The 23,640-nt window shown below is 71.1% G+C and carries 25 protein-coding genes; 17 read left to right on the top strand and 8 right to left on the bottom strand.

Features of this window, described 5'->3' with window-relative positions; all coding sequences use genetic code 11:
* Positions 1-107 precede the first annotated feature (107 nt).
* Complete coding sequence (locus ABIC70_RS16960; protein ID WP_354440249.1) at positions 108-1,085, bottom strand: glutathione S-transferase family protein; 978 nt, start codon at positions 1,083-1,085, stop codon at positions 108-110.
* A 264-nt stretch (positions 1,086-1,349) separates the two neighbouring features.
* Here ABIC70_RS16960 and ABIC70_RS16955 point away from each other — a divergent pair, with 264 nt between their 5' ends.
* On the top strand, positions 1,350-1,574 hold the full coding sequence (locus tag ABIC70_RS16955; RefSeq protein WP_043352033.1) for a hypothetical protein: 225 nt from the start codon (positions 1,350-1,352) through the stop codon (positions 1,572-1,574).
* Here ABIC70_RS16955 and ABIC70_RS16950 read toward each other — a convergent pair.
* Positions 1,568-2,527: an alginate O-acetyltransferase AlgX-related protein gene (locus tag ABIC70_RS16950; RefSeq protein WP_354440247.1), complete on the bottom strand. Its 960-nt coding sequence runs from the start codon at positions 2,525-2,527 to the stop codon at positions 1,568-1,570. The two genes, ABIC70_RS16955 and ABIC70_RS16950, sit on opposite strands and share 7 nt — an antisense overlap.
* A 72-nt stretch (positions 2,528-2,599) precedes the next feature.
* Here ABIC70_RS16950 and ABIC70_RS16945 point away from each other — a divergent pair, with 72 nt between their 5' ends.
* The 5 genes from ABIC70_RS16945 to ABIC70_RS16925 all read left to right on the top strand — a co-directional run bounded on the left by ABIC70_RS16945 (position 2,600) and on the right by ABIC70_RS16925 (position 6,915).
* Entirely contained in the window at positions 2,600-3,715 is a 1,116-nt protein-coding gene (locus ABIC70_RS16945; protein ID WP_043755948.1) for an SPL family radical SAM protein, read from the top strand.
* Between the two features lie 26 nt (positions 3,716-3,741).
* On the top strand, positions 3,742-4,260 hold the full coding sequence (locus ABIC70_RS16940) for a 2'-5' RNA ligase family protein (protein ID WP_043388727.1): 519 nt from the start codon (positions 3,742-3,744) through the stop codon (positions 4,258-4,260).
* Between the two features lie 31 nt (positions 4,261-4,291).
* Positions 4,292-5,050, top strand: a complete 759-nt coding sequence (locus ABIC70_RS16935; RefSeq protein ID WP_354440244.1) for a phosphatase PAP2 family protein — start codon at positions 4,292-4,294, stop codon at positions 5,048-5,050.
* Between the two features lie 102 nt (positions 5,051-5,152).
* Positions 5,153-5,521 carry a PilZ domain-containing protein gene (locus tag ABIC70_RS16930; RefSeq protein WP_043388725.1) on the top strand — a complete coding sequence of 123 codons (369 nt, stop codon included), beginning with the start codon at positions 5,153-5,155 and terminating at the stop codon, positions 5,519-5,521.
* An 83-nt stretch (positions 5,522-5,604) separates the two neighbouring features.
* Complete coding sequence (locus ABIC70_RS16925; protein WP_354440242.1) at positions 5,605-6,915, top strand: Gfo/Idh/MocA family protein; 1,311 nt, start codon at positions 5,605-5,607, stop codon at positions 6,913-6,915.
* Between the two features lie 6 nt (positions 6,916-6,921).
* On the opposite strand, the gene flgH is transcribed toward ABIC70_RS16925, so the two are convergent.
* The 4 genes from flgH to flgF are packed head-to-tail and all read right to left on the bottom strand — an operon-like array spanning position 6,922 to position 10,440.
* Complete coding sequence (gene flgH / locus ABIC70_RS16920; protein WP_043352094.1) at positions 6,922-7,671, bottom strand: flagellar basal body L-ring protein FlgH; 750 nt, start codon at positions 7,669-7,671, stop codon at positions 6,922-6,924.
* Between the two features lie 36 nt (positions 7,672-7,707).
* A complete protein-coding gene (gene flgA, locus ABIC70_RS16915) occupies positions 7,708-8,859 on the bottom strand; it encodes a flagellar basal body P-ring formation chaperone FlgA (RefSeq protein WP_100793914.1) in 1,152 nt (383 codons plus the stop codon).
* 34 nt (positions 8,860-8,893) lie between these two features.
* Positions 8,894-9,685, bottom strand: a complete 792-nt coding sequence (gene flgG / locus ABIC70_RS16910) for a flagellar basal-body rod protein FlgG (protein WP_043388717.1) — start codon at positions 9,683-9,685, stop codon at positions 8,894-8,896.
* A gap of 14 nt (positions 9,686-9,699) precedes the next feature.
* Entirely contained in the window at positions 9,700-10,440 is a 741-nt protein-coding gene (gene flgF, locus ABIC70_RS16905) for a flagellar basal-body rod protein FlgF (protein WP_043388715.1), read from the bottom strand.
* Between the two features lie 255 nt (positions 10,441-10,695).
* Here flgF and fliL point away from each other — a divergent pair, with 255 nt between their 5' ends.
* The 8 genes from fliL (at position 10,696) to ABIC70_RS16865 (ending at position 18,392) form a co-directional block, all read left to right on the top strand.
* Positions 10,696-11,241, top strand: a complete 546-nt coding sequence (gene fliL, locus ABIC70_RS16900) for a flagellar basal body-associated protein FliL (protein ID WP_345821360.1) — start codon at positions 10,696-10,698, stop codon at positions 11,239-11,241.
* A 64-nt stretch (positions 11,242-11,305) separates the two neighbouring features.
* The gene (fliM, locus tag ABIC70_RS16895; RefSeq protein ID WP_085987666.1) at positions 11,306-12,523 is read left to right on the top strand and encodes a flagellar motor switch protein FliM; all 1,218 of its coding nucleotides are present in this window, start codon (positions 11,306-11,308) and stop codon (positions 12,521-12,523) included.
* 19 nt (positions 12,524-12,542) lie between these two features.
* Entirely contained in the window at positions 12,543-13,043 is a 501-nt protein-coding gene (locus ABIC70_RS16890) for a DUF6468 domain-containing protein (protein WP_043352105.1), read from the top strand.
* Positions 13,040-13,900: a MotE family protein gene (locus ABIC70_RS16885; protein WP_043755938.1), complete on the top strand. Its 861-nt coding sequence runs from the start codon at positions 13,040-13,042 to the stop codon at positions 13,898-13,900. The genes ABIC70_RS16890 and ABIC70_RS16885 overlap by 4 nt, the downstream gene beginning before the upstream one ends.
* Before the next feature lie 122 nt (positions 13,901-14,022).
* Positions 14,023-15,660 (top strand): ABC transporter ATP-binding protein, encoded by a 1,638-nt coding sequence (locus ABIC70_RS16880; protein WP_274929092.1) that lies wholly within the window; start codon positions 14,023-14,025, stop codon positions 15,658-15,660.
* Between the two features lie 2 nt (positions 15,661-15,662).
* Entirely contained in the window at positions 15,663-16,886 is a 1,224-nt protein-coding gene (locus ABIC70_RS16875; protein WP_274929093.1) for a phosphopentomutase, read from the top strand.
* Positions 16,887-16,898: 12 nt separating this feature from the next.
* Positions 16,899-17,090, top strand: a complete 192-nt coding sequence (locus tag ABIC70_RS16870; RefSeq protein ID WP_043388707.1) for a DUF1192 domain-containing protein — start codon at positions 16,899-16,901, stop codon at positions 17,088-17,090.
* Between the two features lie 3 nt (positions 17,091-17,093).
* A complete protein-coding gene (locus ABIC70_RS16865) occupies positions 17,094-18,392 on the top strand; it encodes a leucine-rich repeat-containing protein kinase family protein (protein ID WP_278306634.1) in 1,299 nt (432 codons plus the stop codon).
* An 80-nt stretch (positions 18,393-18,472) separates the two neighbouring features.
* Here ABIC70_RS16865 and ABIC70_RS16860 read toward each other — a convergent pair whose 3' ends face one another.
* A complete protein-coding gene (locus ABIC70_RS16860; RefSeq protein WP_043388702.1) occupies positions 18,473-19,072 on the bottom strand; it encodes a cysteine hydrolase family protein in 600 nt (199 codons plus the stop codon).
* 153 nt (positions 19,073-19,225) lie between these two features.
* On the opposite strand from ABIC70_RS16860, the gene ABIC70_RS16855 reads away from it, so the two are divergent.
* The 3 genes from ABIC70_RS16855 (at position 19,226) to ABIC70_RS16845 (ending at position 22,596) form a co-directional block, all read left to right on the top strand.
* Positions 19,226-20,158, top strand: coding sequence for a transglycosylase SLT domain-containing protein (locus ABIC70_RS16855; RefSeq protein ID WP_043346768.1), 933 nt, complete (start codon positions 19,226-19,228; stop codon positions 20,156-20,158).
* An 83-nt stretch (positions 20,159-20,241) separates the two neighbouring features.
* Positions 20,242-21,144, top strand: coding sequence for an alpha/beta hydrolase (locus tag ABIC70_RS16850; RefSeq protein ID WP_043388696.1), 903 nt, complete (start codon positions 20,242-20,244; stop codon positions 21,142-21,144).
* A 126-nt stretch (positions 21,145-21,270) separates the two neighbouring features.
* On the top strand, positions 21,271-22,596 hold the full coding sequence (locus ABIC70_RS16845; protein ID WP_354440235.1) for an O-antigen ligase family protein: 1,326 nt from the start codon (positions 21,271-21,273) through the stop codon (positions 22,594-22,596).
* 593 nt (positions 22,597-23,189) lie between these two features.
* Here the strand turns inward: ABIC70_RS16845 and ABIC70_RS16840 are convergent.
* Positions 23,190-23,621: an acyl-CoA thioesterase gene (locus tag ABIC70_RS16840; RefSeq protein ID WP_051976355.1), complete on the bottom strand. Its 432-nt coding sequence runs from the start codon at positions 23,619-23,621 to the stop codon at positions 23,190-23,192.
* Between the last annotated feature and the right edge of the window lie 19 nt (positions 23,622-23,640).

Below are 23,640 nucleotides of genomic sequence, written 5' to 3'. Positions count from 1 at the left end.
CTCCGGTTGAGAGCCGAACTAGGCGCACGGCGCCCGCCGTCGAGGGGGCGGCATCGGGACGGGGCCGGCGTCGGGCTCACCACGGGCCGAACCCCCACCGCAGCCGGCTAGGCCGCAAACCGCAGGGCACGGTCGTTCGGGGCGGCGAAATCCAGCTCCGGTCCGAGGGGCACGATCCCCGTCGGATTGATGGTCGGATGGCTCTCGTAATAATGCCGCTTGATATGCGTCAGATCGACGGTCGGCGCGATGCCGGGCATGGCATAGAGATCGCGGAGATAGTTCGACAGGTTCGGATAGTCGGCGATCCGGCGCCTGTTGCACTTGAAGTGCCCGACATAGACCGCGTCGAACCGCACCAGGGTGGTGAACAGGCGGATATCCGCCTCGGTCACGCGGTCGCCGCAGAGGTAACGGCTCCGGTCGAGCCGCGCTTCGAGCGCATCGAGCTCGGCGAACAGGGCCTCGAAGGCTTGAGCATAGGCGCCCTGGGTGGTGGCGAAGCCCGCCTTGTAGACACCGTTGTTCACCCGGTCGTAGACCCGAGCGTTCACCGCGTCGATCTCGGGACGCAGGTCTGCCGGGTAAAGATCCGGACCCGTACCCCCGAAGGCGTCGTTCAGCATCCGCAGGATCTCGGCGGATTCGTTCGACACGATGGTGCCGCGCTCCCGGTCCCACAGCACCGGCACGGTGACGCGGCCGCTGTAGGACGGGTCGGCCGCCAGGTAGACCTCGTAGAGGCGCCGTGCGCCGTGGATCAGGTCCGGCGTCGCGCCCGGCGTGTCACCGAACACCCAGCCCTCGGCGCCCATATGCGGATCGACCACCGAGACGGAGATCGCGTCTTCCAGCCCTTTGAGCGCGCGCCCGATCAGCGTGCGGTGCGCCCAGGGACAGGCCAGGGAGACGTAGAGATGGTAGCGGCCCGGCTCGGCCCGGAAGCCGCCCGATCCGGACGGGCCCGGTGATCCGTCGGCGGTCACCCAGTTGCGGAAGGCGGAGGCCTTGCGCTCGAAGCGGCCGCCCGTCGCGGCGGTGTCGTACCACTGGTCGCGCCAGATGCCGTCCACGAGGAGGCCCATCGTCGTCTCCGGTCCCATAAGCGATCCGACCCAGATGGGCCTCGCGCGGCGTCTGTGAAGACGGATGCCGGTCTGCATCCGAGGAGCGCCGACCGCGCGACCGGCGCGCCCGTTCCCGCCGGCCCGCGAGTTCTGCGCAAGGCAGGGCTGCGCCGATCCTTCTGTTGCGGTGCAGCAAACTGAGCCATCTCTCGGGCTCCCACCCGTCGCCGCGCACGTGCCGCAGCGGCCCGATCGCGTGGGGAGATCGATGGAGGTGAAGTGATGTCGTTCGCGCTGGTGCCCGTCGCCGAGGCGGCCCTGTTCACGTTCGGATGCTTGGTGATCCATGCTCTGCGGCGCCATGCCGACGTGGTCACGGCAACGCTCGCGTGCCTCGCGACACTCCTCGTCCTGATGATCGGGATCGCCTGCGCGCCGGAATCCGTCGCCAAGTATCAGGCCGCCAGCGTCACCGACTTCGCCCGCCTGGATCCGGCGATCTACTGAGGCGCCACGGCACGTCCCAGGCCGTCGCTCCGGAGCCGCGCGAGGCGACCGCCCGTCCCGCGCTGACCGGCGACGGCCACGTCGAAATCGTCCTTCGGCAGCTTGGCCAGGAAGCGCTCGGCGATCTCGAACAGCAGGATGTCCGGACGCACGCGCTCGATGTAGGGCCAGTCGAGGCTCGAAGACCAGATGAAGTGAACCTCGCTGAAACTCTCGGCGAGCAGCCCGGTCAGCAGGAACGGGTCGAAATGGGCGCAGGAATCGCCGAACAGGACGAGCCGTCGCGGATCGGCCCCCGGGGACGGGTTTCGATAGACGACATGCGCGCCGACATGCACCTCGCGGTCGCGTCCCTGCGCCTCGTAGGCGGCCAGTAGCGGCCCGGTCTCCACCCGAATCGCATCGCGCTGCAGCATGAACCGCTCCAGCCGCTCGCGCGGCCGCTCGGGCAGCTTCTCGCCGAGATCCATGATCTGTTCCGAGACGGTACCGGGACGCCCGCCGATATCGGCGGGCGGAACCGCCCCGAGTGCCCGCATGATCTCGCGATAGGCCAGCAGGCACCCCTGCGCGGTCCAGTGGGTGTCGGTGCGCAGGTAGAGTGGCGTCGCTCCGTTGCGGGCAGCGCGAAGCGGCGCGAGAAGGTCGAGATAGGCCGGGTGTCGCGCGAGGCGTCGGGCCAGTCGCCGGGTCGAAGCCTTGCCCGGCGCGTAGCGCAGGCCGTCGGTCTTGTCGTCGTAGACCGACAGCTTCTCCGGCACGATCACGTGGAGGCAGCGAATGCCGAGGTCCTCGGCCCGCCGCGCACGGGCCTTGATCAGCCGCGTCCAGCCGCGCAGCAGCAGCCAGTGCCGCAGACCGCCGCGATACCGGTCCATGACCCGGTTGGTTCCTCCGGTGAGAAATAACCAGCCGTCGCGGCCGACATGGACGCTCTCCCTGCCTGAAGACATGACGGTGCTTTAGCCGCACCGTGAGCGGGCGACTAGGCCGGACCCGGTGCCGGGACGAGGCGTTCCTCAGGCATGCCGCCTTCGTCCCTCCCGGCCGTTCAGACCCCCGATGGCCCGGAGCCCGTCCGCCCGGGGCGCCCGTGGCGCCCGCGCCGGGTGCTGGTGATGCCGTCCGCTCTGGAGCATCCCCATGGCCGGGCCATGCTGGCCCGCGCCGAGGCCCTGGGCCTGCCGGTGGAGCGCCTGCCGTCCAACCGCCTGCCGAGCCCGCGCGAGGCGGATCCCCGCCGGGCCTACGCGGCCGCGAAGGCGACCCTCGTCCTGACGAGCGCCCCGCCGACCAAGCTGCGGCTGCAGCCGATCCCGCCCTCGGCCGACTGGCGCTTCGACCTTGCCGAGGGCTGCCCCGCCCATTGCCAGTACTGCTACCTCGCCGGCTCGCTCGCGGGGCCGCCGGTGACGCGCGCCTATGCCAATCTCGAGGCGATCCTCGGCAACCTCACGGCCTATGCCGGGCGCGGGGCAGTGACCTCGGCGTCCCGGGAGCGGGCGCACGAGGGAACCACCTTCGAGGCGTCCTGCTACACCGATCCCCTCGGCGTCGAGCACCTGACCGGCTCGCTCTCGGCGGCGATCCGGCATTTCGGCGCCTGGGACGCGCCGGTTCAGTTGCGCTTCACCACCAAGTTCGCCGCGGTGGCACCGCTCCTCGACCTGCCGCACAACCGGCGCACGCGGATCCGCTTCTCGGTCAACCCGCGGGCCGCCGCGCGTTACGAGGGCGGCACCGATCCCCTCCCCGCCCGGCTCGCCGCCATGGCCGAGGTGGCCCGGGCCGGTTATCCGGTCGGCCTGACCGTCGCGCCGATCCTGCCGGTCCCGGAGTGGGAGGCGGCCTATGCCGGGCTGATCCGCGCCGCCGCCGACGCCCTCGCCGATGTGCCGGATCTCGACCTCACCGCCGAACTCATCACCCATCGCTTCACCCCCGGCTCGAAGGCGGTGCTGCGCGGCTGGTATCCCGGCTCGGACCTGCCCCTCGACGAGGCCGAGCGCGTCGAGAAGCGCACCAAGTTCGGCTCCGTGAAGTATGTCTTCCCGAAGCTCCTGATGCAGGCGATGCGCAGCCACCTCACCGCGTGCCTCGCCCGAGACCTGCCGACGGCGCGGATTCTGTACTGGACCTGAGCGGCTTCGGGCGCCATCTGGCCCGCATGATGGACGCGGACCCCCTGATCCTGACGCTCGCCTTCGATGAGCCGACCTTCGCCCGGTTCGACGGCGAGCGGCGTCGCTACTTCCCCGAAGCGCTGAATCGGATTCCCGCCCATGCGACCCTGTTCCACCACCTGCCGGGCGACCGGGAGCGGGGCGTGATCGAGGCCATCACCGCCCTCGCCCGCACCGTTCCGACGCCGGAGGTCGCCGTGACGGGCCTGCGCTTCACCGGCCGCGGCGTCGCCTACGTGCTCGAATCCGATGCGCTGTCGAACTTCCGGGCCCGCCTTGCGCAGGGCTTCGCGCCTCATCTCACCGCCCAGGATCGGCAGGGCTGGCGCCCCCACGTTACGGTCCAGAACAAGGTGGCTCCGGACAAGGCCCGGGCGCTCCACGCCGACCTGTCGGCCGGTTTCGCGCCGTTCCGCTTCGCCGCGCCGGCGACGCTGCTCTGGCGCTACCGTGGCGGTCCCTGGGATGCGGTGGCCCGCCTGCCCTTCGGAGAGAACGACTGATGACGCACGTCCCCGACCCGGATCCCGTCGCATGAAGGCCCCGAGCCAGATCCGCAACAATCGCCTGATCGAGCCCGCCCTGGCGGTGTGGCTGCGGTTGCGCCTGAACGAAGTCGGTCCCCTCGTCGCCCTGCTCTGCCTGAGCACCCTCGGCTATGGGTTCTTCTACCTCGCCCACGAGGTCGGCGAGGGCTCCACCGCGGCCCTCGACCGCCGGATCCTGCTCGCCCTGCGCAACCCCGCCGATCTCGCCGATCCGATCGGGCCGCCCTGGCTCGAGGAGACGATGCGCGACATCACCGGGCTCGGCAGCGTCTTCACGGTGCTGTTCCTCACCTGCGCGGTGGCGGGCTATCTCGCCGTGTCCGGGCGGCGGCGCATCGGCCTCTACGTCCTGGTCGCGGTGGGCAGCGGCGAGCTGGTCTCGACCTTGCTGAAGATGCTCTACCACCGGCCGCGACCGGACCTCGTCCCTCACGGCATGGAGGTGTTCACGGCGAGTTTTCCGAGCGGCCACGCCACCATGTCGGCCATCGCCTATCTGACCCTGGCGACCCTCATCGCCCGGGTCGAGCGCAACCGCCGCGCGAAGGCACTGGTCCTGGCCCTCGGAGTCAGCGTGACGCTGCTGGTGGGCATCAGTCGGATCTATCTCGGCGTGCACTGGCCGAGCGACGTGCTGGCCGGCTGGTGCATCGGCGCGGCCTGGGCATCCCTGTGCTGGTTCGTCGCCCTACAGCTGCAGCGTCGCGGCGAGGTCGAGGCGCCCGATCCGCCGCCGCCCGCCTGAGGCCAACGTTAAGGTAAACTGACGGTTAAAGGAGACGGGCCGGTCCGCTTCAGGCTCAATGGCGGTTGTCCCGACATCCGCACCCATCAGGATGAAGCGTTCGTGGTCGACCGACGCCGTACTGCCCGACGCCGCGTCTGCCTGGGCGGCCGACTCCGCGTCGCGGCCTTTCTGCCGGATCTCGACTGCACGGTCCGCGACGTGTCCCTGGACGGGGCACGGATCCGGGTCCCTGCCGACGCCACGCTGCCCGATTGCATCGAGCTGTTCATCCCCTGCCGCGGCGAGACCCGGCGGGCCTTCATAGCTTGGCGGGCGGGCGAGAGCGTCGGTCTCGGTTTCGCCGAGACGGGGGCCGCGACGCAGCCGGCGGCGATCGCGCGCCGGCTCGCCGCCAGCGAGGCGGAGGTGGCGCGTCTGCGCGCCGCGCTTCTCGACGGAAACGGCACGCCGCCGGGTCGCGTTCACTGAGAGCGCGGTTCCGCCCTCGGCGGCTTCCACACCACGCGGCGCCCAAGGCGCCTCCATTCCGTCCCGGCGACACGGCAAGGCCCATGGCAGACGACACCCGGCTCTCACGACGCAATCTTCTCGCAGCCGGGGGCGCCCTGGCCGGCGCCGCGATGGGCGGCGGCGCCCAGGCCGCCCCGGCGGGCACTCCACCGGCCCCCTCGGTTCCGGCCGATACCGGTGCCGTGCAGGGCGGACGGGTGATGTTCCCGAACTGGCGCGGTGCCGGCGACAGGCCGCCCGCCCCGAGCCCGGCGCCTCAGCCGCCGGGCCAGCGGGTCGGCTACTGCGTCGTCGGTCTGGGTCGCCTGAGCCTCGACGAGATTCTCCCGGCTTTCGGCGAGGCCAGGCGCGCCCGCCTGGCGGCGGTGATGTCGGGCTCCCCCGACAAGGCGAAGCTCGTGGCCCGGCAATACGGGCTGCCGGACGATGCCGTGTACGGCTACGACGGGTGGGATCGGCTGAAGGCCAATCCGAACGTCCAGGCGGTCTACATCGTCACGCCGAACGGCGTGCACCGGGACAACGTCGTGGCGGCCGCGGCGGCGGGCAAGCAGGTGCTCTGCGAGAAGCCGATGGCGGTCTCCTCGGACGAGTGCCGCGAGATGATCGCGGCCTGCGCCAAGGCCGGCGTCAAGCTGATGATCGCCTATCGGTGCCAGTACGAGCCGCACAACCGGGCCGTGATCAAGCTCGCCCGTTCGGGCGAGTTCGGCCGGCCCCGGCTGATCCAGGCCTTCAACGGCCAGACCACGGGACTGCCGGAGCAGTGGCGCCTGCGGAAGGCGCTGGCAGGGGGCGGGTCGCTGCCGGATATCGGGCTCTACTGCCTGAACACCACCCGCGCGGTCCTCGGCGAGGAGCCGATCCTGATCCAGGCCCAGATCCACTCGCCGCCGGACGATCCCAAGTACCGCGAGGTCGAGGAGACGGCGAGCTTCACCCTGCACTTCCCGTCCGGCGTGATCGCGCAGTGCCTGTCGAGCTACGGGGTCTACGAGGCGCGAAGCCTGACCCTGCACACCGGAACCGCCGCCATCGACCTCCAGAACGCCTTCGCCTACCAGGGCCAGCGGCTCATCATCGGCCACCGCGACGGCAAGAACGCCGCGCGGGACGAGAAGGTCCTGAGCCCCAAGAACCAGTTCGCCCTGGAACTCGACCACTTCGCGCGCTGCATCCAGGAGGATCTGCGCCCCCGCACCCCCGGAGAGGAGGGGCTGCAGGATCAGGTGCTGATGGAGGCGATCTATGAGGCCGCGCGGACCGGCGCTCCGGTCAAGGTCGGGCCGCCCCCCGGCGCCGGGTCCGGCCTCGACGTCACCCGTGGGCCGGAGCCGGAGGAGCCGAGCTGAAGGGCCTCAGAACGGCAGCAAGATGTCGACGATCTGCTGGCCGTAGCGCGGCTGCTGCACGTCGGTGATCTGGCCCCGCCCGCCATAGGCGATCCGGGCCTGGGCGATCTTGGTCGAGTCGATGGTGTTGTCCGACTCGATATCCTCCGGTCGGACGACGCCCGCGACCACCATCTCGCGCACTTCGAAGTTGACGCGGATCTCCTGCTTGCCCTCGACCACGAGGTTGCCGTTGGGCAGAACCTGGGTGACCACCGCGGCGACGTTCGTCGTCACGGTCTCGGCGCGCTGGACCGAGCCGGCACCGTCATTGGCGGTGGCCGAGGTGGCGGACAGCAGCGCGGTGCTGCCGACGCCGAAGGACTTGCCGACCGCGTTGTTCTCCAGTCCCAGGGCGTTCGGCAAGCCGAAGCTCTCGGTGTTGGCCCGGGAACGCTTGGTCTCGTTGCTGATGTTGGCCTGATCGGTGACGTTGACCTTCACGGTCAGGAGGTCGCCGAGCCGGGCGGCGCGCTGATCCTTGAAGAAGGCGCGGGAGCCCGTCCGCCACAGCGAGTTCGGGGCGTACGAGACCGGCTGGACGTCGGGCATCGGCATCCGCACCGGCTTGTAGCCCGGCTGGGTGGTGGGATCCTCGATCGCCGACAAGGCCGGGGTCGCGCCCACCTGCGAGAGGCGGTCGGCGGTGTTGCAGGCACCGAGCGCGCCGGCGATCAGAGCGGCGGCGAGCGGGTTCAGGACGATGCGGCGGGCCATCGGGCAATCACTCTTCGACGCGTGCAGGACGGGCGGTCAGCGCAGGGAGGCGGTCGCCTGGACGGGGGCGGCGCCGGCGGCCTGCTGAGCCGCGGGGCTGGGGCTCACCGAGACCCGGCCGGGGCCGATCACGGTGGCCTGCAGGATCTTCTTGGAGGCGACGTTGACGACGTTGACGACGGCGCCCATGCGGCCGGAATCGTTCGACAGGCCGCGCATCGACAGGCTGACGTTCGGCGTCTCGTACACGATGGTCACGTTCTCGCCGCGCGCGACCAGTTCGGGCGGGGCGGTGTCGGTCATCCGCAGCACGGTCCCGGCGGTGAGCGTGTTCTGGGCGACCTCGCCTATGACCGCCGTGGCGCTTCCCTGCGCGTCGGAGGCGACGGTCTCGCGCGGACGCCGCTCCGCCACGACGTCGCCCTCCTTCACCGGTTCGCCGCGGTTGAGCGTCCGGGTGAGCACCGCCACTTCGCGCAGTTCGACGACCACGCCGGATACCCGCAGGGAGGCCTGCCGCTCGCCGAGGCTGACCAGCCCCGCGACGCGGCGGGAGCGCAGGTCGTAGGTGACGTCGAGGGCCGCGGCCTGCCCTTCGAGGTCCACCGGAGCGAGCAGGGTCGGGCCGTCGCCGTCGAAGCGGATCGTGACGCTGCGGGGGTCGAGCCCGTAGCTGGTCTCGAGGCCGCGCTTGAGCGCGGCTTCGATCTCCGGCGGCCCGAGGCGGCGTGCGGCGCGCTGCACGGCGATCTGCAGCCGGCCCCCGGTCTCCAGGTTGGCGAGACCCAGGGCGGCGGCCGCGTCGAGGATGCGGCGGGTCTGGATCGTCCCGGTGGCACCCAGGGTGGGTGCGCGGAACAGCGGACGCGCGGCCAGGCGCTCCGGCACGCCCTCGACCAGGTCGGCCAGCGTCAGGATGTCTCCGCGGGCTGTGACGTCGCCGCGCAGCCGCAGACCTTCTGCCTGGGCCATGGCGGGGATCGCCAGGGCGCCGAGGACCGCGAAGGTCAGGAAGGCCAGCACCGCGCGCAGGATCACGGCAGAGCCGAGGGGGGAGACCCGCGGCCGGGGACGGCGGATGATCGGGCTGATGTCACTTCCGTCCGCCATGCCGATACGGGGCAGATCGAGGGTCTCGAAGTCGGGATCGGGATGAGCGGGATGGGCGGGATGCATGCCGGCATACATGTTCAGGGACCTGAAGCGGGTGCGGGTCGCGCGGTTAGCTGCGGAACATCTGCGTGGTGGTGGAGAGCATCTGGTCGGCCGCGGTGACGACCTTCGAGTTCATCTCGTAGGCGCGCTGCGCGGCGATCAGGGACGAGATCTCGGTGACAGCGTTCACGTTCGCCTCTTCCAGGTAGCTCTGCTGGAGGTTGCCGAAGCCGTCGGCGCCCGGCAGGCCGCTGATCGCCTGCCCGGAGGCCGCGGTCTCGACGAACAGGTTGTCGCCGATCGATTCGAGGCCGACCTTGTTGACGAAGCGCGAGAGCTGGAACTGGCCGAGCGCCTGCGGCGCCGTCTGGCCCGGAATGCTCGCCTGCACGACGCCCGTCGCGCTGATCGTCACCGACGTCGCGTTCTGCGGCACGGTGATCGCCGGATCGAGCAGGTAGCCGTCGCGGGTGACGAGCTGGCCCGAGGCCGAGAGGTCGAAGGAGCCGTCCCGGGAATAGGCGGTGCGGCCGTCCGGGAGCGTCACCCGGAAGAACCCCTCGCCGCGGATCGCGACGTCGTAATCCTTCTCGGTGGACGAGAGCGTGCCCTGGGACATCACGCGGGCTGTCGAGGTCGTCTTCACGCCCGAGCCGAGGGCGAGGCCGGCCGGAAGCTGGGTGTTCTGCTGCGAGGTCGAGGCGCCGGCCCGTCGCAGGTTCTGGTAGAGCAGATCCTGGAAGTGCACCTGCTGGCGCTTGTAGCCGGTGGTGCGCAGGTTCGCGATGTTGTTCGAGATGACCTGGACGTTGAGTTCCTGGGCCGCCATGCCGGTGGCGGCGGAGTAGAGGGCGCGCATCGGCCGAGCTCCCCTTAGGCGACGTCGGCGAGGCGGCGGATCGCCGTGCCCCGCAGGTCGTCGAGGCGCGAGATCATGCTCGACACCATGGCGTAGGACCGGTTCACGTCCATCAGCCGGGTCATCTCGATCACCGGGCGGACGTTCGAGCGTTCCAGCGCTTCGGATTCCAGGCGTCCGTCGATGCCGGCGGGGCGTGCCGGCTCCGGCGAGGCGTAGAGGTTGCCCCCCTCGTTGGTCAGCCGCTGCGGGTTGGCGAAGGTGACGAGCTTGATGCGCCCGCGGATGCCGAGATTGGTCGACACGGTACCGTCGGGGCCGATGGCGAGGCCGGTCTCCTGCGGGTTGATGGTGATCGGTCCGCCCTCGCCCGCCACCTTGTAGCCGTCGCTGGTGACGAGGGCGCCCTGCGGGTCGATCTCGAAGGCGCCGTTTCGGGTGTAGCGCTCGCCCTGGGGGGACTGCACGGCGATGAAGGCCGCGCCCTTGATCGCCACGTTGAGCGGGTTGCCGGTCCGCTCGACCGGGCCCTGCCCGAGATCGAGGGTGGTGCCCTGGTCGATGACGTAGGAGAGACGCCGGTCGGGCCGGGCGAACGAATCCGCGCTGGCCACCGGCATCAGGTATTCCTGGAAGCGGGTGTTGCGAGCCTTGAACCCGGTGGTCGAGACGTTCGCCATGTTGTTGGCGATCACGTCCAGCTCGCGCTGGAGCGCCATCTGGCTCGACACGCCGACGAAGAGGGCATTCTGCATCGTGGACTCTGGGACTCGCGGGCCGCGGAGGCGGCAACGATCCATTCAGCATCCGCTGTGCCAAACCCAACGGAAGAAAATTCCATCGTTCTGACAAAGGCTTGACGGGAATTGCGCGGTCGTCGCGTCGGCGCCGGGTCTGCGTTGCGGCAAACCTGGCCCGGCAGGAATTGCCTGCTTAACGGCACGTTAACCGTGATGCTCCGATATCCGGGTGTACCTGGCGCGCAGTCTCCCGCGAGAGAGCATTATTCCATGGCCAAGAAGCCGAAGAAGGCCTCCGCCGAGGAAGGCGGGGCCGGAGCCGAAAGCGCCCCGAAGGGCAAGAAGAAGCTCATGATCATGGTGGCCGTCGCGGTCCTGCTCGTGGGCGGCGGCGCGGGCGCCTTCCTGATGATGGGCGGCGGCGGCAAGGAGGCCGCACAGGACGGCGGCCACGGCGGAGGGCACGGCGCAGACGGCAAGGGTGTCGGCCCGGACGGCAAGAAGCCCGTGGTCTTCGTGGACGTGCGCGAGATGCTCCTCAACCTCAGTCCGGACCAGCCGCAGGACAAGGCCCGGTACGCGAAGGTCCGGATCGCCCTGGAGCTGAAGGACGCGAAGGCCGAGGAGGAGGTCAAGCCGCTGATGCCGCGGGTGGAGGACGCGCTGCAGGTCTACATGCGCGAGCTGCGCGCCAGCGACATCACGAACTCGGTGGGCCTGTTCCGGCTGCGCGAGGAATTGCTGCGGCGGGTCAACATCGCCCTGTATCCCGCCAAGGTCGATGCCGTGCTCTTCAAGGACGTGATCGTCCAATGAGCGCGCCTGCGACCACCCCCATCGCCTCCAACCCCGCGCCGGGCCGGCCCCCGATCGAGCACGCCTGATGGAACCCGAGGACGAACTCCCCGAGGACGATTGGTCGGCAGCCCTTCTGGAGCAGGGCGCCGAGGGCGGCGACTCGTCCCTCGCCGAGGAATGGGGCGCGGCCCTCGCCGAGCAGGGCACCACGCGCAACGCGAGCGACGTCGCCGCCGAATGGGCGACGATGATCGAGGACGGGGAGAGCGACAACCTCCCCGAACTCGCCGGCAACGACCGGGTGCTGAACCAGGACGAGATCGACGGCGTCCTCGGCTTCTCCATGCGCGAGCTCTCGGCCTCGGGGGCCGGGGGCGTTCAGGCCATCGTCGATTCGGGCGTCGTCCAGTACGAACGCCTGCCGATGCTGGAGATCGTCTTCGACCGGATGATCCGGTTGCTGTCGACCTCCCTGCGCAACCTGTTCCAGGACAACGTCGAGGTGACGCTGGACAACATCACCTCGGTGCGCTTCGGCGACTATCTCAACGCGATCCCGCTGCCGACCCTGCTCGGCGTGTTCCGGGCCGAGCAATGGGAGAATTCCGGCCTCGTCACGGTCGATTCGAACCTCGCCTACGCGACCTTCGACCTGCTGCTCGGCGGCAAGCGCGGCGGCTTGTCGAGCCGTCTGGACGGTCGCCCGTTCACCGCCATCGAGATGACGCTGGTGCGCCGCCTCGTGGAGATCGTGCTGGGCGATCTCGAGCTGTCGTTCCAGCCGCTGTCGCCCGTGACCTTCGGCATCGACCGGATCGAGACCAACCCGCGCTTCGCCACGATCACGCGGCCGGGCAACGCCGCGATCCTGATCAGCCTGCGCCTGGACGTCGACGGGCGCGGCGGCATGCTGCAGATCCTGTTCCCCTACGCGACGATCGAGCCGATCCGGGAGCTCCTGACCCAGAGCTTCATGGGTGAGAAGCTCGGCCGCGATCACGTCTGGGAAGGCCACCTCGCCACCGAGATCTGGCAGGCCGACGTGACCATGGAGGCGGTGCTGCACGAGATGATGCTGCCGCTCAAACAGGTCATGAGCCTGAAGGTCGGCGAGACGCTGATGTTCGACGCCAAGCCGTCGGATCTCATCACCGTGCGCTGCGGCGACTGGGCGCTCACCCAGGGGCGGATGGGCCGCGTCGACGGGCACATCGCCGTCCAGGTCACGCGGCCCCTGCGCCGCTCGCGCACGACGATCCAGGCCTACGAGGCCTCGATGAACAACCGGTCGGACAATTAGGGCCGATGAGGGTCCCAACATGAGTCTCTTCGTCACCCTCGCCGCCGACATCCTGGTTGCCGTCCTCCTGGCGGCGACCATCGTCACGTCCCTCCGTCTCTCGCGCCGCATCGGCCAGATGAAGGGCGACGAGGCCGCCCTGCGCCAGACCATCGGCGACCTGATGGTGGCGACCGGCACGGCCGAGCGGGCCATCGCCGGTCTGCGGGCGACGATCGACGAGGGCGACCGCACGCTGAACGCCAGCCTGGAAACCGCCACCATCCGCGCCGCCGAGCTGAAGCTGCAGGTCGAGGCCGGCGAGGGCGTGATCACGCGCATCGGCGCCATCGTGGCGCAGATGCGCGCCGTCCCGATCCGTCCCGAGCCGTCCCCTGAGCCGAGGCCCGCGCCGGAGATCCCGCCCGAGCGCAGGCCGGAGCAGGCCGGTCCGAACGGGGAGCGCCTCGGGGTGGCGGCCGCGGCGGCCCTCGCCATGAGCGAGCGCGCCCTCGCCCGCGTCCGGGCGCGCGCCGCGTGACCGGCGTAAAGGCCCCGAAGATCCCGCCGCCGAAGCCGGATCCCGAGGAGCGGATACGCCGCGCCGCGACGCCGCAGCGGCGCGCGCGCCGGAAGCCCGTCCGGCAGTTCCGACTGCGCCTCATCGACGCCGTGGCGCTCGCGGCGGGCGGGCTGCTCGTGCTCAAGCTGCTCAGCCTGCTGCAGGCCGGCCTGCCGGAGAGCGCCGAGCTTCCGGAATACGGGCGCGCGGTCGCCCGGGCGCGCACCGGCTACGAGCCCTACGACCCGGTGACGACCGGATCGGTGGGCGCCAAGGAGGCGCCGGCCGCTGCGACCGAGAAGCCGCCGGAACCGCCCCCGGCGCGGCCCGCACCGCCCGCGGCCGGGAACCCGGCCTCGCCCACCGAGCGCCTGCTCCTGGAGAAGCTCGGCGCCCGGCGCGACGCCCTGCGCCAGAAGAGCGAGGAGCTGGAGCTGCGCGAGAAGATGCTGGGGGAGGCCGAGCGCAAGCTCGAGACCGGCCTCGGCGACCTCAAGAAGGCCGAGGACAAGGTCGACGCCGTCGCGAAGGCGAAGGAGGACGCCGAGAAGCAGGGACTGAAGAACATCGTCACGATGTACGAGGCGATGAAGCCCAAGGACGCCGCCCGGGTGTTCGACCGGCTCGGGCTCGACGTGCTGGTCCCGATCGTGCTGGCCATGAATCCCCGCAAGATGTCCGAGGTCCTGGCGGTGATGCAGCCCGAGACCGCCGAGCGCCTGACCGTGGCCCTCGCCAACCGCGCCCGCGGCGCCGGAGGGCCGCAGGCCCAGGCCGGGATGGGGCTGCCCGCCAACGAGTTGCCGGCGATCGATCCCGGGGCGCCGGCGCGGTAGGAACGCGGCGCAGCGCGGGCGGCCGCGCGACTTCCCGGAGCGCGCCGTCGCACATGTCGGGTCGGCGTCATGCGGCACCCGTACGGGCTAGGGTCCGGGGCCGGGCGCGCTATAAGGGGCTCATGTCAGAGGCCGATCCCCAGCCGCTCCTCGCCGTCGAGGACCTGTCCGTGGCGTTCCGCGCGCGGGAGGGCGAGACCGTGGCGGTCGACGGCGTCTCCTTCGCCATCCGCCGGGGCGAGACCCTCGCCCTCGTGGGCGAATCGGGATCGGGCAAGTCGGTGACGGCGCTGGCGATCCTGCGCCTCCTCGATGGATCGGCCCGGCAGGACGGCCGGATCCTGTTCAAGGACCGCGACCTCGCGCAGCTGCCCGAGCGGGCGATGCGCGACGTCCGCGGCGCCGACATCACCATGGTGTTCCAGGAGCCGATGACCTCGCTGAACCCGCTCCACACGATCGAGCGGCAGATCGGCGAGGTACTCGACCTGCATCGCGGCCTCTCCGGCAAGGCGGCCCGCCGGCGGATCCTGGAGCTTCTGGACCTCGTGGGCCTGCGCGACGCGGAGCGGCGCATGGGCGCCTACCCGCACGAACTCTCCGGCGGCCAGCGCCAGCGCGTGATGATCGCCATGGCGCTCGCCTGCGAGCCGGACCTTCTGGTCGCCGACGAGCCGACCACGGCCCTGGACGTCACCGTGCAGGCGCAGATCCTGGCGCTGCTCGCCGACCTGCAGAAGCGCCTCGGCATGGCGATGCTGTTCATCACCCACGATCTCGGCATCGTCGAGCGGATCGCCGACCGCGTCTGCGTGATGCTCAAGGGCCGCATCGTGGAGGCCGGTGCGACCAAGGCCGTCTTCGCGGATCCGCAGCACGAGTACACGCGCCGCCTGATCGCCTCCGAGCCGAAGGGCCGGGCCAACCCCGTCCCGGCCGATGCCGCGCCGCTGCTGGAGGCCGGGCCCCTGAAGGTCTGGTTCCCGCTGAAATCGGGTCTGCTCCGGCGCGTCACCGGCCATGTCAGGGCCGTGGACGGCGTGTCCCTGCGGGTCCGGACCGGCGAGACCGTCGGCGTCGTCGGCGAGTCCGGCTCAGGCAAGACGACCCTCGGCCTCGCCCTTCTGCGGCTCACGCGCTCGGAAGGGCCGATCGTCTTCCTCGGACAGGCGATCGACGGCTTCGGCGTGGCGCAGATGCGCCCGCTGCGGAAGGACATGCAGGTGGTCTTCCAGGATCCCTACGGCTCTCTCTCGCCGCGCATGTCGGTGGCCGACATCGTCGCCGAGGGGCTGGTGGTGCAGGGCGCGGCGCGTTCCCGGGCGGAGCGCCGCGCCGTGGTCGCCAAGGCCCTGACCGATGTCGGGCTCGATCCGGCCGCCATGGACCGCTACCCGCACGAGTTCTCCGGCGGCCAGCGCCAGCGCATCGCCATCGCGCGGGCCATGGTCCTCAATCCCCGCTTCGTCGTCCTGGACGAGCCGACCTCGGCCCTCGACCGCTCGGTCCAGGCGCAGATCGTGACCCTGCTTCGCGACCTCCAGCGCGAGCGCGGCCTCGCCTACCTGTTCATCAGCCACGACCTGAAGGTGGTGCGCGCCCTCGCCAACTACGTGATCGTCATGCAGAACGGCCACGTGGTCGAGGAAGGCCCTGCGGAGTCGATCTTCGCGAATCCTCAGACCCCCTACACCCGCGCCCTGTTCAAGGCCGCCTTCGCCCTCGAGAGCGACGCGCCCGCCGAGCTGGAATCCGCCTGACCATGGCGCGCGCCCTCATCATCGTCCTCGATTCCGTGGGCGTGGGCGGGGCCCCGGATGCGGAGAGCTACGGCGATGCCGGCTCCGACACGCTGGGGCATATCGCCGAGCGCTGCGCGGAGGGAAGCGGCGATCGGGCGGGGCTGCGCGCGGGTCCGCTGCGTCTGCCCCATCTCGCCGAACTCGGGCTCGGACTGGCGGCCGGTGGCGCCTCGGGCCGCATCCCGCCGAACCTCGCGCCGGCCGGGCCGCCGCGGGGCGCCTACGGCCACGCGGTGGAGAAGGCCGCCGGCAAGGACACGCCCTCCGGTCACTGGGAGATCGCCGGGCTTCCCCTGACCGAGCCCTGGGGGCATTTCCCCGACACCCGGCCGGCCTTCCCGCCGGAGCTGACCCGCGCGCTGATCACGGAAGGCGGCATCCCGGGCATCTTGGGCGATTGCCACGCGCCGGGCGTCGCGATCATCGACGCGCTGGGCGCCGCGCATGTCCGGACCGGCCAGCCGATCTGCTACACCTCGGCCGACAGCGTGTTCCAGATCGCCGCCCACGAGGAGGCGTTCGGGCTGGAGCGGCTCTACGACCTGTGCCGCGTGGCGCGCCGGCTGTGCGACCCCTACCGCGTCTGCCGGGTGATCGCCCGGCCCTTCGTGGGCTCGGCGGAAACGGGCTTCCGCCGGACCGGCAACCGCAAGGATTTCGCGGTCGCGCCGCCTGGGCGCACCCTGCTCGACCGGGCCGAGTCGGCTGGCCGCGCGGTGGTGAGCGTCGGCAAGATCGGCGACATCTTCGCCCACCGCGCCACCGGCCGCGAGATCAAGCCGGGCCCGAATGCGGCCTGCGTGACGGCGGGACTCGCCGCGCTGGCGACCCTGCCGGCGGGCGGCCTGATCTTCGTCAACCTGGTGGATTTCGACACGGAGCACGGCCACCGCCGCGACGTGCCGGGCTATGCCGCGGAGCTGGAGGCCTTCGACGCCCGGATCCCCGAGATCCTGGCGGCGCTGGCGCCGGGCGACCTCGCCGTGATCACCGCCGATCACGGCAACGATCCGACCTGGACCGGGACCGACCACACTCGCGAGCAGGTCCCGGTCCTGGCCTTCGGCCCCGGCGTGGCCGCCCGGTCGATCGGCCGGCGGGAGACCTTCGCGGATATCGGCGCCACCGTGGCGGCCCATCTCGGGCTGGCCTGGGACGGGGCCGGAACTTCGTTCCTGGATTAGGGAGGACACGACGTGCGGGACGACGACGACCGGCCGCGCAAGGCCGTTGCCCACGAGATCGGGCAGCCCCTCGACACGCTCTCCCTCGGGGATCTCGACGCGCGCGTTGCGCTCCTGCGCGCCGAGATCGCCCGTCTCGAGGCGGCGCGGGCCGCCAAGCAGGCGGCGCAGGGCGCGGCCGACGCTTTCTTCAAGCGGAGCTGAAGCTTGGACCGGAGCGAAACCCTCGCCGCCCTGCGGCGCGGCGATCTCGGCGGCGCGCGGGAGCTGCGGCTGCCCGACGGGCTGACGGCGGTGCCGCGCGAGGTTTTCGCCCTCGCCGACACGCTGGAGGTGCTGGATCTCGGCCGGGGCGACCTCGCCGACCTGCCGGACGATTTCGGCCGCCTCCACCGCCTGCGCGTGCTGTTCTGCTCCGGCAATCCGTTCCCACGCCTGCCGCCGGTGCTCGGCGCCTGCCCCGCGCTCAGCCAGTTGGGCTTCCGCGGCTGCGGCATCCGCGAAGTCCCGGCGGAGTCGCTGCCGCGCGACCTGCGCTGGCTGACGCTGACCGACAACGCGATCGCGGAGCTGCCCGCCGCCCTCGGCGAGCGGCCGTTGCTCCAGAAGCTGATGCTGTCGGGGAACCGGATCGCGGCGCTGCCGGACAGCTTCGCGGGCGCGGCGCGTGTCGAGCTGATCCGGCTCTCCTGCAACCGGCTCGAAGCGCTGCCGCCCTGGCTCGGCACCCTTCCGCGCCTCGCCTGGGTCGCCTACGCGGGCAATCCCGCCGAGCCGGCCTCCGAGCCCGCGGACGCGCCGCGCGTGCCGTGGGCGGACCTGGACGTCGGCGATCAACTCGGTGAGGGCGCGTCGGGCCGCGTCTTCCGCGCGGCTTGGCGCGGTCCGATCGCCGCGCAGGATGTCGCCCTGAAGCTGTTCAAGGGCGCCATGACCAGCGACGGCCTGCCCGAGCGGGAGATGGAGGCCTGTCTCGCTGCCGGCACGCATCCGGCGCTTACCGGTGCGCTGGGCCGGCTCCACGATCACCCTGCCGGCGTCCAGGGGCTGCTGCTCCGGCTTCTCCCGTCGCACTGGCGGGTGCTCGCCGGCCCGCCGAGCCTCGCGAGTTGCAGCCGCGACGTCTACGATCCGAGCCTACGGCTGGAGCCGGCTAAGGCCCTGCGGATCGCCCGCTCGGTCGCGGAGGCGGTGACCCATCTGCACGGGCGCGGGCTGCTCCACGGCGACGTGTATGCCCACAACACCCTGTGGGATGCCGCAACCGGCGCCGCCGTGCTCAGCGATTTCGGTGCCGCCTCGGCGCTCCCGGACGGACAGGGCGGCGCGGTGCTGGCGCGGGTCGAGGTGCGCGCCGTCGGCATCCTGATCGATGAGCTGCTCGATCGTTGCGCGACGCCGCCGGAGACTCTGCGGGCTCTGGCGCAGGCCTGTATGCAGCCGGATCCCGACGGGCGGCCGGCGCTCGACGCGGTGATCGACGAGATCGACCGGCTCCAGTCCTGATCCCGGCGGATTCGGCCGTGCCGCCGCTTCAGGCGGATACCGCGCGGGCTCTGCGGAGCGGGAGCCTTGTTCGCACGGCGTCAGTCCGGGATGTCGCCCTGCCCGCGCGCGATCACGGCGAACAGATCGCCGAGTGCGGCGAGGCTCGCGGCCTGGAGCTGGGCTGCCGGCACCACGTGTCCGTCCGGCCCGGGAAGATCCCGCGTCGCCGTGGCGGCGGCCACGACGGTGGGACGGAACCCGAGGTTGAAGGCGCTCCGGGCGGTGGAATTGACGCACATATGCGTCATGAATCCCGCCAGGATGACGTCCTGCACGCCGGCTTCCTGGAGGCGTGCCTGCAGGTCCGTGCCCACGAAGGAACTCGGATAGGCCTTGGTGATCACCGGCTCGTCGCCCTGCGGCGCCACCTCCGGGCTGATCTGGCCGATCGGCGCGGTCACATCGTAGGGCGTTCCCGGCCCGGCATTGTGGCGGACATGGATCACCGGGATCCCCGCGTCGCGCGCCCGCTTCAGCAGGCCCGCGGCCTCGCGGAGCGCAGGCTCGACGCCCTCGAGCCGCATGACGCCCTCGCGATAGGTCTGCTGCAGGTCGATCATCACCAGAGCGGAACCCGTGAGCGGGGCCGGCGCGGGGCTCAGGCCGGACAGGCCGCGCAGGGTTGCCAGATCGGACATCGGCGCATCTCCCATGGCGCCGCCTTGGTGGGGCGCTCGAATGTCGGGACGCTACGACGGACCGGCCCGGAAGCGCCATAGCGCAAAGGTGCACCGTCCGAACCGCACGGGAAGGTTGACGGTCTGGATTGATCCGCACCCGCAGGTCGCTACATGCGCGGCGTGATTGCCCCGCCCCTGCGCCTCGGCGCCCTGCTCCTCGCCCTCGCCTGCGCGCATCCGGCCGCGGCCGCCCCGTCCGAAGGGGCGACCGAGACCGTCGAGCAGGCCCTGTGCCGCCTGATCGACGAATCCGCCAAGGCCCGTGGCCTGCCGGTGCCGTTCCTGACGCGCCTGATCTGGCGCGAGAGCAGCTTTCGCGTGGGGGTCGTGAGCCCGGCCGGGGCGCAGGGCATCGCGCAATTCATGCCGGGAACGGCACGGGAGCGCGGCCTCCTCGACCCGTTCGATCCCGAGCAGGCGATCCCGCACGCAGCCCATCTGCTGTCCGATCTGAAGTCCCAGTTCGGCAATCTCGGTCTCGCGGCCGCGGCCTATAACGGTGGCGCCGCGCGGGTCAGCAAATGGCTCGCCGGCGATGGCGGCCTGCCCGCCGAGACCCGGACCTACGTGGCGGTCATCACGGGCCGGCCGGTGGACGATTGGCGGACCGGACCCGCCAAGGCGATCGAGTACCCGGAGGGCGGCGCACCCGCCAAGCCCGAGGGCAAGGACGTGAAGGACGCGAAGGACGCCCATCCGGAGGCGCCGCAGACCTGCCTGCAGGTGACCGCCAGCCTACGCGTCCCGTCCCGCGGCGACCGCTTCGCCCTCGGCCTCAACGAGGGACCGGCCGCTCCCTGGGGGATCCAGCTCGCGGGCAACTTCTCCAAGGCGCTGGCGCTCCAGAGCTTCAACCGGGCGCGGAGCGCCTATGCGGGGGTGATCGGCGAGGTGCGGCCGATGATCATCGGTACCCGCCTGCGCAACCGCGGCACCCGCGCCTTCTACCGGATCCGCATCCCGGCGCAGAGCCGGCAGGCGGCCGACGACCTGTGCGGCCGCATCCGCAAGGTCGGGGGTGCCTGCATCGTCCTGCGGACCTGATTTTTCACGATCCGCCGCGGGACCGTCATCAATCCGCCCCGAGGGCGGTGCGGTATGAGCCGGTCGGGATAACCGGATGGGATATGACACGCCTCCTCACCGCGTTTGCTAGCCTCCTCTGTCTCGGGCTCGCCGCGTTCGGCTTCACCGCTGCCTCGCCGCTCGCCCTGTTCGACGCGATCGGCCCGCGCGATCCGGGGGGGCGCCTCGCCGCGAAGGACCAGCCCTTCGGCGAAGGGCCGCGGCGGCACCTCGATGTCTACGTCCCGACGGCGGCCGCCGAGAATGCGCCGGTCCTCGTGTTCTTCTACGGCGGCTCCTGGCAGAGCGGCTCCAAGGACGACTACGCCTTCGTCGGGCACGCGCTCGCCGCGCAGGGCTTCGTCACGGTGCTGCCCGACTATCGGCTCTACCCGGAGGCGCCGTTTCCCGGCTTCCTGGAGGATGGCGCGGCGGCCATCGCCTGGGTGCGCGACAACATCGCGGGCTATGGCGGCGATCCGCGCCGGATCGTGCTCGCCGGCCACTCGGCCGGGGCCTACAACGCGGTGATGCTCGGCCTGGACCCGCGCTACGTGATCGCCGCCGGAATCGATCCCAAGGTCATCAAGGCGGTCGCGGGCCTGTCCGGACCCTACGATTTCCTGCCGTTCGATCAGGACACCACCGTGAAGGTGTTCGGGAAGGCTCCCGATCCGGAGGCAACGCAGCCGGTGGCCTTCGCGGGCCCGCTCTCGCCCCCCGCCTTCCTGGCGACCGGCGACGCCGACACGGTGGTGAAGCCGCGGCACACGGTCAGCCTCGCCGCCAAGCTGCGGGCCGAGCACGTCCCGGTCCAGGAGCGGATCTATCCGGGGCTCGATCACAAGGACACGTTGCTGGCGCTGTCCGTCACCTTCCGCTCCAAGGCCCCGGAACTCGCCGAGATGGCCTCGTTCCTGATGCGGCAATCCGCCGGCCGCTCGCAGTACACGATGCGGCGCTGATCGCTTCGGGCTTACGTCAAGGTTATCGCGCGATCGTCGGCCGGAACGTCTGATTTTCCATCGCCCCGGACCCGCGGGCCGCTAGAATGGTCTCGGCCGCACGGCGCGGCCTCGCGGTGGGACGGCATGGCTTCTGCGAACGCGGCGATCGGGATCCCGGCCGACGGGCGGCAGCGCGGCGTCGCGGGCCGGGACATGCCCGACGTGCTGCGCGTGCTTCTGAACGGGTTCGTCTTCGTCCTGCTCTGGAACCACGTCTGGCTGAAGGATCTGTCGGATCGGTCGATGCTCGCGGCCTCCGAGGATGGAAGCCTGCTGACGCAGGTCCTGTTTCTCGGCGCCGGTGCCGCCATGGCCGCGGCGATCCACCGGATCGGCGTCCGGCACCTTCATCCGCTGCTGACGCGCCCCCTCGTCCTCTGCGCCCTCTGGCTCGGGGCGACGGCGCTCCTGTCGATCGAGCCCAGCCTGTCGCTGCGGCGGCTCGTCCTGTTCGCCATCGCGGCGATGCTCTCGGCAGGCGTGCTGATCGTGGCCCGATCCCCCCGGCAGTTGGCGCTGACCATGGCCGGATCCGCCCTGGTGATCGTGCTCGGTTCCTACCTCGCGGTCGCCCTCGTGCCCAATCTCGCGATCCACTCGGCCTTCGACGTCAATTCCGATCCCAGCCATCCCGGTCTCTGGCGCGGAATCTTCCCGCAGAAGAACGAGGCCGGGGCAGCCATGGTGATCCTGGTGATCGTCGGCCTCTACGTCGCCACCGTCGCGAGCCGTCTGCTCGGCTGGGCGATCGTGATCCTGGCGGCCGGCTTCTTGGTGGCGAGCGGCTCGAAGACCGCGATCCTGCTCCTTCCGGTGATCCTCGCCGTCACCGGCCTGTGCCAGGTCCTCACCGGCGGGTTCCTGCGGCGCCTGCTGCTCCTCGGCCCCGTGATCGGGTTCTCGCTGATCTCCATCGGCTCCGTGCTCGCGCCGCCGATCCAGGATGCGGTGGGGGCGCTGCTCACCGACGCGACCTTCACGGGCCGCAGCGAGATCTGGCAGTTCGCCATCGACAACATCATGATCCGGCCCTGGCGCGGCTGGGGCATCGGCGCCTTCTGGATGACCGAACGCACCATGTACGCCGGTTCCGAGGAGCTCACCTGGGTCACCACCGTCGACCATGCCCACAACGCCTATCTCGACACCGCGCTGATCGGCGGCCTGCCGTTCCTCGCGCTCACCGTGGTGGCCTTCGTCCTCGCCCCGGTGCGCGACCTGCAGCGCGTGGCCGGCGGAATGCGCCTCGACGCGGAGACCATGCTGTTCCTGCGGCTGTGGTTTCTCGGGCTGGTCTCGGCCTCCTTCGAGACGGTGCTCTACAACGGTAACAACGCCACCTGCTGCATGTTCATGATGGCGGTGTTCGGCCTGCGCCTGCGCACCCGCTACGCCGTCCTGGCGCGCTGAGGCGGATCCGCCGCCCGATCGTCCCCGACCCTCGGCGCTTGGCCATCCCACGCGTATCGCCGCCGGACGCGGGACGCGCGCGGAATGCCGTCCTCGCGACCGAGATGCAGCCGCTTGGCGACCGCCCTGCGGGATCGGCGCAGGATGGATGTGGCTCGCCCTGCCGACCGGCGCTCGGTTCAGGCTCCGGGCGGGATCGTCCTGCCGGATCGACGGGCTGGCGGCGTCGCGTCGGACGCCGACAGCCCGGACGGTTCCTGGAACTGCCTCTCTCGCGCCCGGAGAGGGACGTCGATCCGACCCGGCCTGCCTCCACATGTCGATCGGCGCCTTCGCGTATCGGTGCGGCTTCGCCACCGAGGCGCATGTTTCCCGGCGCTTCAACGGTCGCCACGGTCTCACGGCCCGCGATGACAGGGCTGCGGCCGTCCGGCACCGATCCGATACGGTCCCGGATCGGCAAAACCGCCCGCGCGCATAGAATGCTGACCCTCGGGCGCACGCCACCGGTCCGGATCCGCGCCGGTCCCCTCAGGCGCCGAGGATCGCGCCGCGTCGCTGAAGGTCGCCCCGATCCCGTCCTCGAAACCGGATCAGAGCCCGGATTCGGCCGGCGGCACCGGCCGCGGGCGCCGGTCCTCGCCGATCGCCACGAAGGTGAAGGTCGCCTCGGTCACCTTCATGGTGACCTCGCTCGCCCGTTCGCGCCGCCAGACCTCGACCTGGATGCGCAGGGAGGAGCGCCCGACCTTCAGGAGCCACGCATAGAGGCTCACCTCGTCGCCCACGAAGACAGGGTGGTGGAAGGTGATCGCGTCGACCGCGAGGGTGGCGCACCGGCCCCGTGCCCGACGGGCCGCGACGTTGCCGGCCGCGAGATCCATCTGTGCCATGAGCCAGCCGCCGAAGATGTCGCCGGCGGGATTGGTGTCGGCGGGCATCGCGATGGTGCGGATGACCGGCGGACCGCGATCCGTCGGCTGGACCGTTGCCCCGCCCCCGATGTCCTCGCACAGGTCCGCCATGGCCATCCGTCCCCCGAAC

Source organism: Methylobacterium sp. 1973 (genome assembly GCF_040545035.1).
Classification (GTDB): Bacteria; Pseudomonadota; Alphaproteobacteria; order Rhizobiales; family Beijerinckiaceae; genus Methylobacterium; species Methylobacterium fujisawaense.
The sequence above is the reverse complement of the archived record's forward strand: the minus strand, read 5'-3'. Positions and strand labels throughout refer to the sequence as shown.

What these genes read in the sequence shown, in the direction of transcription:
- ABIC70_RS16925 (WP_354440242.1), top strand. Translation starts at nt 5,605, where the DNA reads ATGGCAGACGACACCCGGCTCTCACGACGCAATCTTCTCGCAGCCGGG.
- ABIC70_RS16860 (WP_043388702.1), bottom strand. Translation starts at nt 19,072, where the DNA reads ATGTCCGATCTGGCAACCCTGCGCGGCCTGTCCGGCCTGAGCCCCGCG.
- ABIC70_RS16845 (WP_354440235.1), top strand. Translation starts at nt 21,271, where the DNA reads ATGGCTTCTGCGAACGCGGCGATCGGGATCCCGGCCGACGGGCGGCAG.
- ABIC70_RS16955 (WP_043352033.1), top strand. Translation starts at nt 1,350, where the DNA reads ATGTCGTTCGCGCTGGTGCCCGTCGCCGAGGCGGCCCTGTTCACGTTC.
- ABIC70_RS16890 (WP_043352105.1), top strand. Translation starts at nt 12,543, where the DNA reads ATGAGTCTCTTCGTCACCCTCGCCGCCGACATCCTGGTTGCCGTCCTC.
- ABIC70_RS16855 (WP_043346768.1), top strand. Translation starts at nt 19,226, where the DNA reads ATGCGCGGCGTGATTGCCCCGCCCCTGCGCCTCGGCGCCCTGCTCCTC.
- flgH (WP_043352094.1), bottom strand. Translation starts at nt 7,671, where the DNA reads ATGGCCCGCCGCATCGTCCTGAACCCGCTCGCCGCCGCTCTGATCGCC.
- flgF (WP_043388715.1), bottom strand. Translation starts at nt 10,440, where the DNA reads ATGCAGAATGCCCTCTTCGTCGGCGTGTCGAGCCAGATGGCGCTCCAG.
- ABIC70_RS16875 (WP_274929093.1), top strand. Translation starts at nt 15,663, where the DNA reads ATGGCGCGCGCCCTCATCATCGTCCTCGATTCCGTGGGCGTGGGCGGG.
- ABIC70_RS16935 (WP_354440244.1), top strand. Translation starts at nt 4,292, where the DNA reads ATGAAGGCCCCGAGCCAGATCCGCAACAATCGCCTGATCGAGCCCGCC.
- fliL (WP_345821360.1), top strand. Translation starts at nt 10,696, where the DNA reads ATGGCCAAGAAGCCGAAGAAGGCCTCCGCCGAGGAAGGCGGGGCCGGA.
- ABIC70_RS16950 (WP_354440247.1), bottom strand. Translation starts at nt 2,527, where the DNA reads ATGTCTTCAGGCAGGGAGAGCGTCCATGTCGGCCGCGACGGCTGGTTA.
- ABIC70_RS16960 (WP_354440249.1), bottom strand. Translation starts at nt 1,085, where the DNA reads ATGGGCCTCCTCGTGGACGGCATCTGGCGCGACCAGTGGTACGACACC.
- ABIC70_RS16880 (WP_274929092.1), top strand. Translation starts at nt 14,023, where the DNA reads ATGTCAGAGGCCGATCCCCAGCCGCTCCTCGCCGTCGAGGACCTGTCC.
- ABIC70_RS16945 (WP_043755948.1), top strand. Translation starts at nt 2,600, where the DNA reads ATGCCGCCTTCGTCCCTCCCGGCCGTTCAGACCCCCGATGGCCCGGAG.
- ABIC70_RS16850 (WP_043388696.1), top strand. Translation starts at nt 20,242, where the DNA reads ATGACACGCCTCCTCACCGCGTTTGCTAGCCTCCTCTGTCTCGGGCTC.
- ABIC70_RS16840 (WP_051976355.1), bottom strand. Translation starts at nt 23,621, where the DNA reads ATGGCGGACCTGTGCGAGGACATCGGGGGCGGGGCAACGGTCCAGCCG.
- flgG (WP_043388717.1), bottom strand. Translation starts at nt 9,685, where the DNA reads ATGCGCGCCCTCTACTCCGCCGCCACCGGCATGGCGGCCCAGGAACTC.
- ABIC70_RS16940 (WP_043388727.1), top strand. Translation starts at nt 3,742, where the DNA reads ATGATGGACGCGGACCCCCTGATCCTGACGCTCGCCTTCGATGAGCCG.
- flgA (WP_100793914.1), bottom strand. Translation starts at nt 8,859, where the DNA reads ATGTATGCCGGCATGCATCCCGCCCATCCCGCTCATCCCGATCCCGAC.